At 72.1% G+C, this 14,207-nt stretch carries 12 protein-coding genes; 3 read left to right on the top strand and 9 right to left on the bottom strand.

The window, feature by feature from the left end; all coding sequences use genetic code 11:
- Positions 1-19: 19 nt before the first annotated feature.
- Both A6A29_RS33460 and A6A29_RS33455 read right to left on the bottom strand, forming a co-directional pair.
- The gene (locus A6A29_RS33460; RefSeq protein WP_073726018.1) at positions 20-799 is read right to left on the bottom strand and encodes a GntR family transcriptional regulator; all 780 of its coding nucleotides are present in this window, start codon (positions 797-799) and stop codon (positions 20-22) included.
- A complete protein-coding gene (locus A6A29_RS33455) occupies positions 796-1,335 on the bottom strand; it encodes a GntR family transcriptional regulator (RefSeq protein WP_073726016.1) in 540 nt (179 codons plus the stop codon). Before A6A29_RS33455 ends, A6A29_RS33460 begins: the two co-directional genes overlap by 4 nt.
- 143 nt (positions 1,336-1,478) lie before the next feature.
- On the opposite strand from A6A29_RS33455, the gene A6A29_RS33450 reads away from it, so the two are divergent.
- Positions 1,479-1,871, top strand: a complete 393-nt coding sequence (locus tag A6A29_RS33450; RefSeq protein ID WP_073726014.1) for an ATP-binding protein — start codon at positions 1,479-1,481, stop codon at positions 1,869-1,871.
- Positions 1,872-1,947: 76 nt separating this feature from the next.
- On the opposite strand, the gene mfd is transcribed toward A6A29_RS33450, so the two are convergent.
- On the bottom strand, positions 1,948-5,478 hold the full coding sequence (gene mfd, locus A6A29_RS33445; RefSeq protein ID WP_073726012.1) for a transcription-repair coupling factor: 3,531 nt from the start codon (positions 5,476-5,478) through the stop codon (positions 1,948-1,950).
- A gap of 482 nt (positions 5,479-5,960) precedes the next feature.
- On the opposite strand from mfd, the gene A6A29_RS33440 reads away from it, so the two are divergent.
- Entirely contained in the window at positions 5,961-6,959 is a 999-nt protein-coding gene (locus tag A6A29_RS33440; RefSeq protein WP_198953463.1) for a helix-turn-helix transcriptional regulator, read from the top strand.
- A gap of 152 nt (positions 6,960-7,111) precedes the next feature.
- On the opposite strand, the gene A6A29_RS33435 is transcribed toward A6A29_RS33440, so the two are convergent.
- Together A6A29_RS33435 and A6A29_RS33430 are read right to left on the bottom strand one after the other, a co-directional pair.
- A complete protein-coding gene (locus tag A6A29_RS33435) occupies positions 7,112-7,360 on the bottom strand; it encodes a hypothetical protein (RefSeq protein WP_073726008.1) in 249 nt (82 codons plus the stop codon).
- Positions 7,360-8,619, bottom strand: coding sequence for an amidohydrolase (locus A6A29_RS33430; protein ID WP_073726006.1), 1,260 nt, complete (start codon positions 8,617-8,619; stop codon positions 7,360-7,362). The genes A6A29_RS33435 and A6A29_RS33430 overlap by 1 nt, the downstream gene beginning before the upstream one ends.
- A 218-nt stretch (positions 8,620-8,837) precedes the next feature.
- On the opposite strand from A6A29_RS33430, the gene A6A29_RS33425 reads away from it, so the two are divergent.
- Positions 8,838-9,014 (top strand): thiazolylpeptide-type bacteriocin, encoded by a 177-nt coding sequence (locus tag A6A29_RS33425; protein WP_073726004.1) that lies wholly within the window; start codon positions 8,838-8,840, stop codon positions 9,012-9,014.
- A gap of 143 nt (positions 9,015-9,157) precedes the next feature.
- Here the strand turns inward: A6A29_RS33425 and A6A29_RS33420 are convergent, their stop codons facing one another.
- Genes A6A29_RS33420 through A6A29_RS33405 form a run of 4 tightly spaced genes read right to left on the bottom strand, consistent with a single transcriptional unit; the run spans position 9,158 to position 14,182 of the window.
- Positions 9,158-11,206, bottom strand: a complete 2,049-nt coding sequence (locus A6A29_RS33420) for a TOMM precursor leader peptide-binding protein (RefSeq protein WP_073726002.1) — start codon at positions 11,204-11,206, stop codon at positions 9,158-9,160.
- Positions 11,203-11,958: an ABC transporter permease gene (locus A6A29_RS33415; RefSeq protein WP_073726000.1), complete on the bottom strand. Its 756-nt coding sequence runs from the start codon at positions 11,956-11,958 to the stop codon at positions 11,203-11,205. Before A6A29_RS33415 ends, A6A29_RS33420 begins: the two co-directional genes overlap by 4 nt.
- A gap of 51 nt (positions 11,959-12,009) precedes the next feature.
- Positions 12,010-12,987: an ABC transporter ATP-binding protein gene (locus tag A6A29_RS33410; protein ID WP_079183133.1), complete on the bottom strand. Its 978-nt coding sequence runs from the start codon at positions 12,985-12,987 to the stop codon at positions 12,010-12,012.
- A gap of 22 nt (positions 12,988-13,009) precedes the next feature.
- Entirely contained in the window at positions 13,010-14,182 is a 1,173-nt protein-coding gene (locus tag A6A29_RS33405; protein ID WP_073725998.1) for a site-2 protease family protein, read from the bottom strand.
- Between the last annotated feature and the right edge of the window lie 25 nt (positions 14,183-14,207).

Raw genomic sequence — 14,207 nt, 5'->3', positions numbered from 1 at the left:
CGGGCAGAGCAGCTGGGCGTCACTCGGGCGCGAACTCGTACTGCACCTCGTACAGATGCCCCGCCTTGACCATCACCGTGGCCTCGATGGGCCGACCGTCGTCGCTGAACACCACCCGCAGCGTCCGTAGGACCGGAAGGTCGCCGGGGAGCCGGAGCAGCCGGTACTGCTCCTGCGTCGCGACCCGGGCCGAAACCCGGTCCACGCTGAGCCGGGGAGGGTGGCCGAGCGAGGCCAGGAGGGTGGGCGTGCCTCCCGGGATGCGGCGGCGCTCGGTGATGGCCGTGCCTTCGGCGATGTCCGGCGGGTAGTAGGACGCGACGAGTTCTGCGGGCTCGTCGTCGATCGACAGCAGTTGATAGCGGAGGACCGCCGTACTGCCCGGCTGGAGAGCCAGTGCGTCCGCGACATCCGCCGGAGGTTCGACCTCCGCAACGTCCAGGAGTGTGCTGCGGGCGCGTGCGCCTGAGTTCGCCGCCTCGGTCAGCCAGCGATAGGGCTCTCCTGACGGGGACGGGGCCATGTACGCGGCAGGTCGTATCGTGCGCTGCCGGTGTTCGCGTACGGTCACCGACGCGCCTGCCCGGCCGACCACCAGGTGTTCGTCCTTGAGGAGTTGCAGGGCCTTCTGAACGGTGGCGTTCGCGGCGCCGAACCGCTCCTTCAGCTGTGCGGTGGAGGGCAGACGATCGCCCGGAGCCAAGTTCCCGGACATGATGTCGTCCCGCAGATCGGCGGCGATCCGCTCGTGCAGGGGGCGGCCATCCGTCTCGCCCGTCTCCGGTCCGTGCACCGTCATCCGATCCTGATCTCGTACCGCAACTTCTGCCCCCGGGGAGGCATGACCATCACATCGACCTGGATCGGCCGGTCTCCCGCGTCGAATGTGAGCCGGGTCAGTTCGAGGACCGGCTCATCGGCCTTGAGCGACAGGGACGCCCGCTCGCTTACGGACGGCATGCGGGCCGCCACGTCCTCCTGCACCCGGACTCCGACATGCCCGAGTTCGGCGAGCAGCCGAACGGCTCCTCCCCGGATCTTCGCCGTGGCCGCCAGCCCTGTGCCCCGCGCGATCTCCACGGGGTAGTAGGTGTCGGTCAACTCGCACGGCTCCCCGTCGAGGTACATGATCCGCCGCCGCGCGACGACCGGTCTGCCCCGCCCTACCGCGAGCAGGTCCGCCACTCGCTCCGGGGCGGCGACTTCACCGGCACTCACGATCTTCTGTGTGCCCCGTCGCCCCGCAGCCGCTGCCTCGGCACTCCAGACGTCACCTCCGCCCTTCGTCGGCGTCAGGTAATGAGTGGACGCGCTGGTCACTTCCCCCTCGCCCACGGCCTCCTCCTTCGCCGGCTACGGACCTTGCCTGTGCACACGGTAGGCGACTCCGCCGACCACCCCAAAGAGTACCTTGCTGCCTTTCGTGAATAGCAGTACGGTCATCTCGTTACGGCCCACGAGCAAGGCGGTGAACCACCGTGTCCTCTTCGCAGTTACGGCGCTTCCCCCGACGGCGCACGTCCGTCGGTGCCTCACGCGATTTCGTCGTCCACGTCCTCAGGCAGTGGCAGCTCACGGACCTGATCGACGACATAGAGCTCTGCGCCTCGGAGCTGGCGACCAACGCCCTGCTCCACGGCGTCCCACCAGGGCGGGAATTCGCCGTCCGGCTCGATCTGACGGATGACCTCGTGCGGCTGGAGGTCCGGGACAGCGGCGACGGGCGGCCGGAGGTTCAGCACCCGGACGAGAGCAGTTGCTCAGGGCGCGGCCTGTTCCTCGTCGGTGAACTCGCTGCGGACTTCGGCATCGACCGCCACGTAGTGGGCAAAACGGTGTGGGCCGCGTTCAAAAGGCCCCCAGCACCGTAGCCCGGCCCGGCGAAACGCACCGGGCCCCGCCGGGCAAGTAAGCCCGGCGAGGCCCGATCGTGCACGCAGTCCCCGCCTACGACCCCAGGATCGTCGTCAGGAACTCCCCGGTCCACGCCAGCAGTTCGCGGCCCACCACCGGCTTGCCGCCGATCCTGCCCGCCGTGGGGCGGGGGACCAGGATCTGGTGGGCGGCCGGTTTGATGACCGTCTTCGGGTGGAGCCGCTTCAGGCGCAGCTCCTGCGACTCGCGCAGTTCCACCGGGGCGAAGCGGATGTTCGAGCCCTGGAGGACGATCTCGCCGACTCCGCAGGCGCGGGCCAGCATGCGCAGGCCGGCGACCAGGAGGAGGTTCTCGACCGGTTCGGGGAGCTTGCCGTAGCGGTCGGTGAGTTCCTCGCGGACCGCCCTGATGTCGTCCTCCGTATTGGCGGAGGCGATGGCGCGGTACGCCTGGAGACGCAGCCGCTCGCCGGGGGCGTATTCGTGCGGGACATGGGCGTCGACCGGGAGCTCGATCTTGACCTCCAGCGGCGGCTCCTCCTGCTCGCCGCCCTCCATCTGGGCCCGGTAGTCGGCGACCGCCTCGCCGACCATGCGGACGTACAGGTCGAAGCCGACGCCCGCGATGTGGCCGGACTGTTCGCCGCCGAGGAGGTTGCCCGCGCCGCGGATTTCGAGGTCCTTCATCGCCACGTACATGCCCGCGCCCATCTCGGTGTGCTGGGCGATCGTGGCGAGGCGCTCGTGGGCCGTTTCGGTGAGGGGCTTCTCCGGGGGGTAGAGGAAGTAGGCGTAGCCGCGGTCGCGGCCCCGGCCCACCCGGCCGCGCAGCTGGTGGAGCTGGGAGAGGCCGAAGTTGTCGCCGCGCTCCACGATCAGGGTGTTGGCGTTGGAGATGTCGATGCCCGACTCGACGATCGTCGTGGAGACCAGGACGTCGAACTTCTTCTCCCAGAAGTCCACCACCACCTGTTCCAGGGCCTGTTCCGACATCTGGCCGTGCGCCGTGGCGATCCGGGCCTCGGGGACGATCTCGCGGAGCCTGGCGGCGGCCCGGTCGATGGACTCGACACGGTTGTGGATGTAGAAGACCTGGCCCTCGCGCAGCAGTTCGCGCCGGATGGCCGCGCCGATCTGCTTCTCCTCGTACGGGCCGACGAAAGTCAGCACCGGGTGCCGCTCCTCCGGCGGGGTGGTGATCGTGGACATCTCGCGGATGCCCGTCACGGCCATTTCGAGCGTACGGGGGATGGGGGTCGCGGACATCGTCAGCACATCGACGTTGGCGCGGAGCTTCTTCAGCTGCTCCTTGTGCTCGACGCCGAAGCGCTGCTCCTCGTCGACGATGACCAGCCCGAGGTCCTTGAACTTCGTGTCGGCGGAGAACAGCCGGTGCGTCCCGATGACCAGGTCGACGGCTCCCTCCTTCAGCCCCTCCAGGGTCGCCTTGGACTCGGTCTCCGACTGGAACCGGCTCAACGCCCGCACATTGACCGGGAATTGAGAGTAGCGCTCGGTGAAGGTGCCGTAGTGCTGCTGGACGAGGAGCGTGGTGGGCACGAGGACGGCCACCTGCTTGCCGTCCTGGACCGCCTTGAAGGCCGCCCGGACCGCGATCTCCGTCTTGCCGTAACCGACGTCGCCGCAGATCAGACGGTCCATCGGAACCGTCTTCTCCATGTCCTCCTTGACCTCGGCGATCGTGGACAGCTGGTCGGGCGTCTCCGCGTACGGGAAGGCGTCCTCCAGCTCGCGCTGCCAGGGGGTGTCCGCGCCGAACGCGTGGCCGGGGGCCGCCATCCGGGCCGAGTACAGCTTGATCAGGTCGGCGGCGATCTCCTTCACCGCCTTCTTGGCGCGCTGCTTGGTCTTGGTCCAGTCGGCACCGCCGAGCCGGTGCAGGGTGGGCGCCTCACCGCCGACGTACTTGGTGACCTGCTCCAGCTGGTCCGTCGGGATGTAGAGGCGGTCCCCCGGCTGCCCGCGCTTGGCGGGGGCGTACTCGACCAGGAGGTATTCGCGGGTGGCGCCCTGGACGGTGCGCTGCACCATCTCCACGTACCGGCCGACGCCGTGCTGCTCGTGGACGATGTAGTCGCCCGCCTCCAGCGTCAGCGGGTCGATGGTCTTCCTGCGGCGGGCCGGCATCCGGCCCAGGTCCTTGGTGGCGGTGCGCTGGCCGGTCAGGTCCGTCTCGGTCAGCACGGCGAGCCGGAGCGCCGGGTCCACGAAGCCGTGTTCGATGGCCCCGCAGGAGACATGGACGACCGAGGGCGAGATCTCCGCCAGGTCCGGGTCCAGACGGGCCGGGATGCCCTCGCCGCCCAGCACCTCGACGGTACGGTTGGCGAGGCCCTGGCCCTCGGTGACGTACACCGTCCTCCAGCCGTCGGCCAGCCAGCCCTTGGTGTCGGCCAGCGCCCGCGCGGTGTCGCCCCGGTACGACTCCGGGGCGTGCATCCCGAGCTTGAGGGTGTCCTCGTCCAGCTCGTCGTCGGCCGCGAACGGGGAGAGGGACCACCACATCATCGAGAGCTCGCGGGCCCGGTCCCGGACGTCCGCGATGCCCCACAGCGAGGCCGCGCCCACGTCGATCGGGGCCTCGCCGCCGCCCGCCGTCGCCGCCCAGGACGCCTGAAGGAACTCCTGGCTGGTGGCGACCAGGTCGGCGGCCCGGGTACGGACCCGCTCCGGTTCGCAGACCAGCGCCATGGAGTCCTTCGGCAGGACGTCGAGCAGCAGCTCCATGTCGTCCACCAGCACCGGGGCGAGGGACTCCATGCCCTCGACCGCGATCCCCTCGGCGATCTTCCCCAGCAGTTCGCCCAGCTCGGGGTGGGCCTCGGCGAGGGCCGCGGCCCGCTCCCGCACCTCGTCGGTGAGCAGCAGCTCCCGGCAGGGCGCGGCCCACAGGCCGTGTTCGGCGACCTCCAGCGAACGCTGGTCGGCGATCTTGAAGTAGCGGATCTCCTCGACGTCGTCGCCCCAGAACTCCACCCGGAGGGGGTGCTCCTCGGTCGGCGGGAAAACGTCCAGAATTCCCCCTCGTACGGCGAACTCGCCGCGCCTCTCGACCAGTTCGACCCGGGAGTACGCGGCTGCCGCGAGGGCCTCGACGATCTCGCCCAGATCGGCGTTCTGCCCGCTGGTCAGCGCCACCGGCTCCAGGTCACCGAGCCCCTTGACCTGTGGTTGCAGTACGGAACGGACCGGGGCGACGACCACGCTGACCGGCCCCGTCTCCGGGTCGTCCGCCCGCGGGTGGGCGAGGCGGCGCAGCACGGCGAGGCGGCGGCCCACGGTGTCCGAGCGCGGCGAGAGCCGCTCATGGGGCAGGGTCTCCCAGGACGGGAACTCCGCGACGGTGTCCGGCGGCAGCAGGGTGCGCAGCGCGGCCGCCAGGTCCTCGGCCTCGCGGCCGGTCGCGGTGACGGCCAGCACGGTCCGGCCGGTCTGCCGGGCCAGGGCCGCCACGGCGAAGGGGCGGGAGGCGGGCGGCCCCACCAGGTCGACATGCATACGGTGGCCGTCCGCGGCGGCCTTCACCGCTTCGGCGAGAGCCGGGTCACGTACGACGACATCCAGCAGACCGTGCAGGCTCATGAAGGGCTTCCGTCCGGGGTAATGAGGGTTCGCTGACAGCCGGCTGCTGCCAGGGGCAACGCGAAGGGCCCGACACGCGTCCTGGGGCGCCCGCCGGATCTCAGCCGATCCGGACCACGCCCCCAGCGGGCCGGGGGTTCCAGACTACGACCCGACGGTGACAGCCGCGTGCCCGGCGAAACGCCGGGGCGCCGCCACCGGCCGGAAGCCGCCCGTCGCGCCATCCGTGCCGCTCATCGCCGGTCGCACACCGTTCGTCTCCCATCCGCACACAGTTGTGTCCGGGATCCTCACAGGAGTGATCCCACCGTCTAGTCTTTGCCCGACCATTGCACAAACAGCTGTCCGGGCAGCACCACGGGCAGCGCGGCACGGCCGGCAGGACGCGTAGCAGTAGGGCAACGGGAAGCAGTCGTCGACCAGCACCGCAGGGCGATCCCCGGCGGCGCGCGGCCACACAGCACCAGGCAGCGGGGGCGTACGTGGGCGAGAACGAGATGTCCGTATTCGGGGTTTCCGAGGCCGAGGAAGAGATCTACCGGCACTTCCTGCGCAATCCCGGCACCGCCACCGACGATCTTCATCTCCTGCTGCACTCCGGGCCGGAGGTGGCCCGCGCCTGCATCGACCGGCTCCAGGAGCTGGGGCTGCTCCATCCGGAGGGCGCCGACCTGCGGATCTTCCCGACCGACCCCGAGGTGGCGCTGGCCCGGCTGGTCGACTTACGGCTGCACGCCCTGCACCAGGAACTCCAGCGCGTCACCCGGTCCCGGCACGTCATCGACGGTCTACGCGCGGAGCAGGGGGCCCGGACACCCCCGCCACAGGGCATCGAGCAATTGGAAGGGCTCGCGCAGATACGTAACCGGATCGACGATCTCGCCTTCTTCGCCCGGGACGAGATCCTCTCCGTGGAGCCGTACACCAAGCTGTCGCCCGAGAACATCGCCCGCTCCCGGCCACTGGACCTGCGCTGTCTGCGCCGCGGGGTCCGGATCCGCAACGTCGTCGCCAGGACCGCGCTCGACGATCCGCCCACGGCCGCGTATCTGCGGGAACTGGCCGCGCACGGGGCGGCGATCCGGGTGACGTCGGAGACCGCGGAGCGGCTCCTCGTCTACGACCGCAGAGCCGCGCTCGTCCCGCTGGACCCGCGCAACACCGCACGGGGCGCGCTGCTCGCCCACCGCAGCGGTCTCGTCTCCAACATCATCGCCCTGTTCGAGAAGATCTGGGACGCGGCCGAGGAGCTCGCACCGGCGGGCTCCCCCCACGACGCCGCGGCGGGCACCGGGCTCTCCGGCATCGAGCAGCGGGTGCTGGTGTCGATGTGCACGGCGGGCAAGGACGAGTCGGGCGCCCGTGAGCTGGGCGTGTCGGTACGGACCTACCGGCGGCATGTCGCCGACCTGATGCAGACACTCGGCGCGACGAGCCGGGCCCAGGCCGCCCTGCGGGCACGGGAGCGCGGCTGGATCTGAGGAGGGGAGGAAGGGGAGGAGAGGAGGGGAAGGAGGGGAGCGGCGGGCGGGGCGGGGCGGGGCGCCGGGGAATGCCTCCCGCCCGAGCCGGGCCCAGCCGAGCCCAGCGCCCGGCACCGGCACCGGCACCGGCACCGGCACCGGCACCGAGGTCAGGCTTCCCGGGTCCAGCCGTGCAGCGCCGCGTCGGACAGGACCCGGGAGAACGCCAGCCGCACCGCGGCCTCGTCCGTCCCCCCGCCCAGCTCGACCCTCAGCACCACCCGGTCCTGGCCGACCGCCCCGGGCGAGCAGGTCCAGTGCGTCGGGAGCATGCCCAGCAGCCGTACGACGGTGGTCTCCCCGGTCGGGGCGGTACGGTCGCGGCGCACGACGGCCACATCCGTCCAGCCGGGCCGCATCACCGCGCCTCCCCGCCGCCGCCCGGCCCTGCTCCCAGCACCTGCCGGGCCGCCGACACCATCGCCCCGATCCCGGCGGGCAGGGCCGTGCGGACATCGGGGGCGAACCCGGGCGCGTGGTTGGGCGGGACGGGTTCGCCCCCGGCGCGGGCCGTGCGCCACTGCCGGGCCCCGGTCACACCGAGCATCCAGTACGCGGCCGGCACGCCCCCTTCCGCGAACCAGGGGAAGTCCTCCGTGGCGGTGGTGGTCCCGAAGTCCAGGACCCGGTCCGGTCCCAGCAGGCTCTCGTGGGCCCCGCGCACGGCGGCCGTCAGCACCGGATCGGGGACGAGCACGGGCGAGCGCGCGGTCACCGTGACGTCCGGTTCCCGGGGACAGCCCGACGCCACGCACTCGGCACGGACGATGCGTTCGGCGGCGGCCTCCATCCGGTCGAGCACGGGGCCGGAGAACGCCCGCATGCACAGCGTCAGTTCGGCCGTGTCCGGGATGATGTTGCCCCGCTCCCCCGCCCGCATCGAGCCGACGGTCAGCACGGCCTGTTCGGCCGGGGAGGTCTCCCGGGCGACGACGGACTGGAGCCGCAGCACGATCGCGGCTGCCGTCAGGACCGGGTCGACGGCGAGGTGCGGGGTGGCCGCGTGACCGCCCCGGCCGTGCACGGTGACATCGACACAGACGCTTCCCGCCATCAGGGGGGCGGGGCCGGGAGCCGGGTGGCCGAGCATGCCCGCCGGGAGCGGTGCGGCGTGCTGGGCGAGGACCGCGTCCGGAGTGCCGAAACGCTCGTACAGGCCGTCGTCCAGCATGGCCCGCGCCCCGGTCAGGGTCTCCTCGGCGGGCTGGCCCACCACGAGGACCGTGCCGCGCCAGTCGGTCCGGGCGGCGGCGAGTTCGGCCACCGCACCGGCCACCGCCGCCATGTGCAGATCGTGGCCGCAGGCGTGCATGACCCCGGGGACGGTGCTCGCGTACGCCAGGCCGGTGCGCTCGGTCACGGGCAGCGCGTCGAGTTCGGTGCGGAGCATCACGGTGGGCCCCGGCCCGTTGCGCAGGACGCCGACGAGACCGTGGCCGCCGCCCACGGAACGGGTGACCGTACAGCCGTGTTCCGTCAGCCGGTCCGCGAGGCGGCCGGCCGTGCGGTGCTCGGCTCCGGAGAGTTCGGGGTGGGCGTGCAGGTCGAGGTAGAGCTCGACCGCGGAGCGCAGCACCGCGTGCTGCACCGGGCGCCGCACCGGCAGGGGTGTGGACATGGAGTCGGTCCTCTCTCCTTCGGACGTGCGAGCGGTACGCGCCGTACGAGCCTGCGCCGACCGCCCTTCAGCACCTCGCCGTTCCGCTGTCACCGGATGCCAGCGGGGTGACAGCGAAAGCCGGGCCGATCTGACAGCGGCTGCCCCTGCAATGGACCCACCGCAGGGGAACAGTGCCGGATCGGCCGGCCGGTCCCCGTGACACCAGGGAGAACACCATGGCCCCCAAGACTGAGCTCGCGACCCTCGCCGACGAGATCCTGGAGCTGGAGTCGGAGACCTTCGAGATCTCGGACTACTCGGACGCGGTCGAGGTCGTCCTCGCCGGTTCGACGTCGTCCTCGTCGACGTCCACCTGTTCCAGCACCACCAGCACCACCTCCTGCTGCGCCTGATCCCGTACCGGGACCGGCGCCTGCGATGCCGTTCCGGCAGCCCCCTCCGTCGGCGGAGGGGGCTGCCGGTCGTGCGGAAGCGGAAGCAAAAACAAGCGCAAAAGCGGAGACAGGCGCGGGCGCGGGAACGAGAACGGGTGCCGTCACGGGAACGGGTGCGGGACGGCCTTGATCTCCCCCTCCGGCAGGTCGTCGGGGCGGCGGCCCGCCGCCCGCAGCGCGGTACGCAGCCGGGGCATGCGCAACGCCCGCTGCCTGGTCCAGCCGAAGTCCAGCGGCAGCAGCCCGGGGACGGTGGTGGAGACCGTGTGCAGGCCCATCCGGTGCTGCTCGGGCGTGGTCTGGTCGACGGCGATCACGTCGTACCCCGCCGCGGTCAGCCGGTCGCGCAGCAGCCGCAGATCGTCCAGCAGGTCGCCCGTGCGGGGCCGCAGCTCCTGCCAGTCGGCGAACGTCTCGTCCAGCGGGGCGACGTCTGTGGGCTCCAGATACTCGCGGGCGTGCCCGGTCATCGAGGGCAGACCGTAGAGCTGGGCGTGGTCCTTGAGATGCAGCACCTTGGTGAAGTCCTGCGCCATCAGCTCCAGTTCGGGCAGGCGCTCGGCCACCTGGTAGGGCAGGTGCGGGATATAGGTGAGGACTTCGGACAGGGCCGCCTCGACGGTGCCCTCCGGGTCGAAGCCGGCCGCCGCGCTGAACGAGAGGGTGCCGGTTCCGCCGTCCCGGCGCACCGCGAGCGCGGTGACGACCGGTACCGCCAGATCCATCCGCGTATCGAAGGCGTGCACGTCGTAGCCGTGCAGCGCGGCGCGGTCGAGCATGGAGCGGACGGCCGGGGAGCGGCAGGAGCCGAGGTCGATCTCCGCCAGCCGGGCGCGCCCGTACCAGGCCAGCAGGAAGGCATCCCGCTCGACGAGTTCCAGGAGCCCGAAGAGGATGGCCTCCTCCAGACTTCCGCCGGTGGCACAGCCGTTGGAGCACTCGAAGACGAAGTTGTCGGCCTCGACCCCGGCGCTGTAGTGAGCGAGCCGGGAGGGTACGAGGACGGGGCGGTCGTCGCGCAGCGAGTGGCCCCAGACCCAGGGGATCGCCCGGTCCGGGTCGAACGGGCTGACCAGGTGGTCCCGTGCGTAGGTCTCGGGGGCGTAGAAGCCGCAGTCCGCCGGGTTCAGCGCCCGGTCCGCGAGGTTGGTGTAGGAGTCGACGACGGGTGAGGTGCCGCGTCTGCGATGGGTGCCCGCGTACCGCTCCAGGCCCTCCAGGTAGGCGAGGGTGCGGCTGGTCGCGTACCGGTTGGCCTGGCCGCTCCAGGTGACGTCGTTGAGTCCGGCGTAGCCGCGGACGAAGTGGGTTCCGGCGACCGGTGCGGTGGTGGTGGACGCCGGGTTGATCCAGGTGTCGGAGCCGAGCGCGCCGCAGACCGGGTTGGCGAGGGCGGCGGTAGGCAGCGGGTAGGAGTCGAGGGAGCGCAGCCGGTAGCCGTCCGGGTCGGGCTTGGGGGTGGGGGCCAGTTCCATCCGGGCGGCGGCCTCGGTGTCGGGTACCTCGTGCACACAGGCGGGGCAGAGCGGTTCGGGCAGCAGCGGGAAGGTGGCCGTCGCGAGGGTGCCGAGGTCGATCCGGGTGACCTGGGGCAGTGCGCGGTCCGCCGCGGTGGCTTCGGTGACGGCACGGTCGGCGGGCGGAGCGGCGAGGCGGGCGGTGCGGTCGCCGGGCGGAACAGCACGGTGCGCGGTGCGGTGCGCGGCGCGGTCGGTGGTCAGGACGGCGCGGTACGTGGCCCAGACGGCGTCCACCGCGTAGCCGGTGAGCACCGGCCAGTGGATGGCGCCGTGCGGCTCATGGCCGAGTTCGAGCGCCTCGCGCTCGGAGCGGCTGCGCAGCCGCTGCCAGCGCATGGCGAGGCACTGGCCGCAGGCGGTGGCGCCGGGCCCGCCGCCCCAGGGTCCGATCAGCACGGCGCGGGCGGTGAGCTGGACGTTCGCCGCGGGGCGGGTGGCGGCGTACGGGTCCGGGTGGCCGAAGCCGAGGGTGTCGGCGGCGCCGAGCGGGACGACGCGCGGGGCGGGAAGCGCGGGCGGGCCGGACGGCGGTACGGACAACGTGGCATGGCGCGAGGCCAGTTCGGACTGGAGGTGGGTGCGTGCCGCGTCGAGCGGGGTGGCCGCCGCGGTCACCGTCGTGGTCGTCATGACTTGTCGCTCCAGCGGAAGGTCTTCAGCGCGACCGCGCCGAGGACGAGCGCGAATCCGGCGAGCACCGCGCAGGCGACGCCGATGTCGGCGAGGGAGCCGCGGCCGGTGACGGCGCCGGAGATCCCGTCGTTGAGGTAGCGCAGCGGCAGGACCCTGGAGAGGCTCTGCATCCAGCCCGGCATGGCGTCCAGCGGGAAGAACGAGCCGGACAGGAAGGCCATCGGGATCATCAGGCAGTTGGCGACGGCGGCGACCGCCTCCGGTGTCCTGGCGTAGCTGCCGACGATGACGCCCATCGCGAGGAACGCGGTGATGCCGAGCACCAGAACCGGCAGCGCGAGCGGCCAGCGGCCGTCCAGTTCGAGACCGAACGAGGGGAGCAGGGCCACGGCGACGAACAGCACGGCCTGTACGGCTCCGATGCCGAGCGCCAGGACGTAGCGGGAGGCGAGCACCGAGGAGACCGGGGTGGGGGTCATCCGGATGAGCCGCAGGATGTCGTCGCGGCGCCACTGCATGAGGGTGAAGCCGACGCCGAAGACGGCGGCGTTGCCGACGCCCCAGGACAGCACGCCGGGGGCGATGTAGTTGATGTAGGGCTTGCCGCTCTCCTCGACCGTCTGGCCGTGGAAGATCAGCCCGAAGACCACCAGGAAGATCAGCGGGAAGGCGAAGGTGAAGAAGAGGGTCGTCCGGTCACGCGTGCAGGCCCGGTATCCGGCCTGGCTCAGCGCGGCGTATGCGCTCATCGGGGGTGCTCCGTATCGCTCTGGGAGGTGGGAGGGGCGGCCGGGGCGGCTCTACGGCTGCGGGGCACCGGTCAGGGCCAGGTAGACGTCTTCGAGGCTCGCGGTGCGCGTCTGTACGCCCTGGAGTCCGGCGATCGCGTCGACGGCGGCCAGCACCCGGCCCGATTCGAGGGTCTCCAGCACGATCGAGTCGGCCTCCTCCTCCGCCCGGTCGACGCCGGGGATGGCCCGCGCCGCGGCGAGTGTGAGCCGGCCCGCCGGGACCAGCAGGCGGGTGGTGGGACTGCCCGCCGCGATCAGGCTGGCGGGGCTGTCGAGGGCGGCGACCTTCCCGTCGACCATGATCGCGACGCGGTCGCAGAGCGCCTCGGCCTCGTCGAGGTGGTGGGTGGTGTAGACGATGGTGCGGCCCGCGCCCTTGAGGTCGCGGAGCACCTGCCACAGGGCGCGGCGGGCCTGCGGGTCGAGGGCGGCGGTCGGCTCGTCCAGGAAGATCAGTTCGGGGCCGTGGACCAGGGCGGAGGCGATGGCGAGCCGTTGGCGCTGGCCACCGGAGAGGTCGTCCACCCGGGTGTCGCCCTGTTCGGTGAGCCCGACGGAGGCGAGTGCGCGTTCGGCCGCCGCCGCGTCGCAGCGGTAGAGGGCCGCCATGGTGCACAGGTGCTCGCGGGCCGTCAGCCGGACGAAGAACGCCGAGGCCTGGGTCTGCACGCCGAGCCGGGGCAGCAGGGCGACATTGCGTGGCCAGGGGCTCGTGCCGAGGACGGTCACCGTCCCGGCGTCGGCCCTGCGCTGGCCCTCCATGATCTCGACGAGTGTCGTCTTGCCCGCGCCGTTGGGGCCGAGCAGACCGAAGAACTCCCCGCGTGCCACGGTGAAGGACACCCCGTCGACGGCCCGGGTGTCGCCGTACCTCTTGTGCACGCCGTCCAGGGCGACGGCCGGGGAGACCGGGGCCTCGGGAGCGGCGGCGGGGGCGGCCGGGGCGTCGGGGGAATCCTTCGGGGGGCGGGGGGCGGTGGCGCTCATGGAACTCTCCTTGGGGAATGCGTCAGGCCGTCAGCAGGTGGTGGGCGGCCGCCGCGACCGCCGCGACGAGCGCGGCGAGGACGAGCAGCGAGCCGAGCCCGTAGGCGGTGTAGGCGATCCGGGCCCGGCGCGGGTAGTCGGCCGCCGCCGGGTCACGGCGGGTGACGAGCCGCAGATACGTACCGGTCGAGGCGGCGAGCCCGGTCGCTCCGGCCAGCTGGCTCGCGATCTTGTAGCCGTCCAGCGGCGGGAAGGGCACGAGCATCGCGAACGCCTGGACGCTGCCGAGCAGCAGCAGGCCGGCCAGCGCGTCGTGCGTGGCGTCGTCGAGCGGGGCGAACAGCCACAGGGCGCAGAACGGCAGCAGGAAGACCAGGTTCATCACCGCGCCCGCGACCGCCGTGCCGATCCTCCGCCAACGGCTGCCCAGATAGAGATAGTTGTCCACCGTGCAGTACATGATGACGACGGGCAGCCGCCAGCGCAGCCCGATCTCGGCGACGCGGCCTCCGTAGTGCCGGGCGACGACCCCGTGCGCCAGCTCGTGCAGGGCCGTGCTCAGCCAGAGCAGGGTGGCGGCCCCGGTCAGCAGCACCGGGTTGGTGAACAGCTCCCTTACGGCGATGAGCAGTTCGCCGACCTGCCGGGCGAGGACCACCTCCATGGCCACGACGAGGGCCAGCAGCGGTATCAGCCAGCCCGGTGCCAGGAGGAAGCCGATCGCCCGGTGCAGCCGGGCGGTGGTGGCGTCCGCGTCGGCGACCAGCCGGATGCTCCCGCGCAGAATCCCCCGTGCGGGCTGCGCACCGGACGCCGACGCGGGGCCGGACGTGGCACCTTCGACCGAAGCGGGTGCGGGTGCGGGCGTGGACGTGGGCGTAAGCGCGGACGTGGGCGTGGGCGATCCGGCGAGCAGACCGCGGGTGCCCAGCATCCGCAGGATCTGCTGCCAGTTGGCGTCCGCCAGCCTGCGCCCGTACTCCGCCGCGTACTCCTCCCCGATCTCCTTCAGGCTGCGCTCCCCGTCCATCCGGGCGATGAGGAAGTGCTCCTTGACGCCGACCTTGAAGGAGGTGCCGTTGTCCGTGTCCTTGATCAGGTGCACGGTCGCGGAGCCGTACAGCAGCGCGTCGCTGAGCAGCACCCGGGGCCGGAGCGCGGGGCGGTAGTCGGCCAGGGCCCCGGGGGCGTTCACCCGGTCTCCCGCAGGGCGACCGGGG

Source organism: Streptomyces sp. TSRI0281 (assembly GCF_001905125.1).
In the GTDB taxonomy this organism is placed as follows: domain Bacteria; phylum Actinomycetota; class Actinomycetes; order Streptomycetales; family Streptomycetaceae; genus Streptomyces.
The sequence above is the reverse complement of the archived record's forward strand: the minus strand, read 5'-3'. Positions and strand labels throughout refer to the sequence as shown.

Excerpts from the sequence above, each read along its gene's own strand:
- A6A29_RS33415 (WP_073726000.1), bottom strand. The coding sequence starts at position 11,958 with ATGAGCGCATACGCCGCGCTGAGCCAGGCCGGATACCGGGCCTGCACG.
- A6A29_RS33435 (WP_073726008.1), bottom strand. The coding sequence starts at position 7,360 with ATGCGGCCCGGCTGGACGGATGTGGCCGTCGTGCGCCGCGACCGTACC.
- A6A29_RS33410 (WP_079183133.1), bottom strand. The coding sequence starts at position 12,987 with ATGAGCGCCACCGCCCCCCGCCCCCCGAAGGATTCCCCCGACGCCCCG.
- A6A29_RS33425 (WP_073726004.1), top strand. The coding sequence starts at position 8,838 with ATGGCCCCCAAGACTGAGCTCGCGACCCTCGCCGACGAGATCCTGGAG.
- mfd (WP_073726012.1), bottom strand. The coding sequence starts at position 5,478 with ATGAGCCTGCACGGTCTGCTGGATGTCGTCGTACGTGACCCGGCTCTC.
- A6A29_RS33420 (WP_073726002.1), bottom strand. The coding sequence starts at position 11,206 with ATGACGACCACGACGGTGACCGCGGCGGCCACCCCGCTCGACGCGGCA.
- A6A29_RS33430 (WP_073726006.1), bottom strand. The coding sequence starts at position 8,619 with ATGTCCACACCCCTGCCGGTGCGGCGCCCGGTGCAGCACGCGGTGCTG.
- A6A29_RS33460 (WP_073726018.1), bottom strand. The coding sequence starts at position 799 with ATGACGGTGCACGGACCGGAGACGGGCGAGACGGATGGCCGCCCCCTG.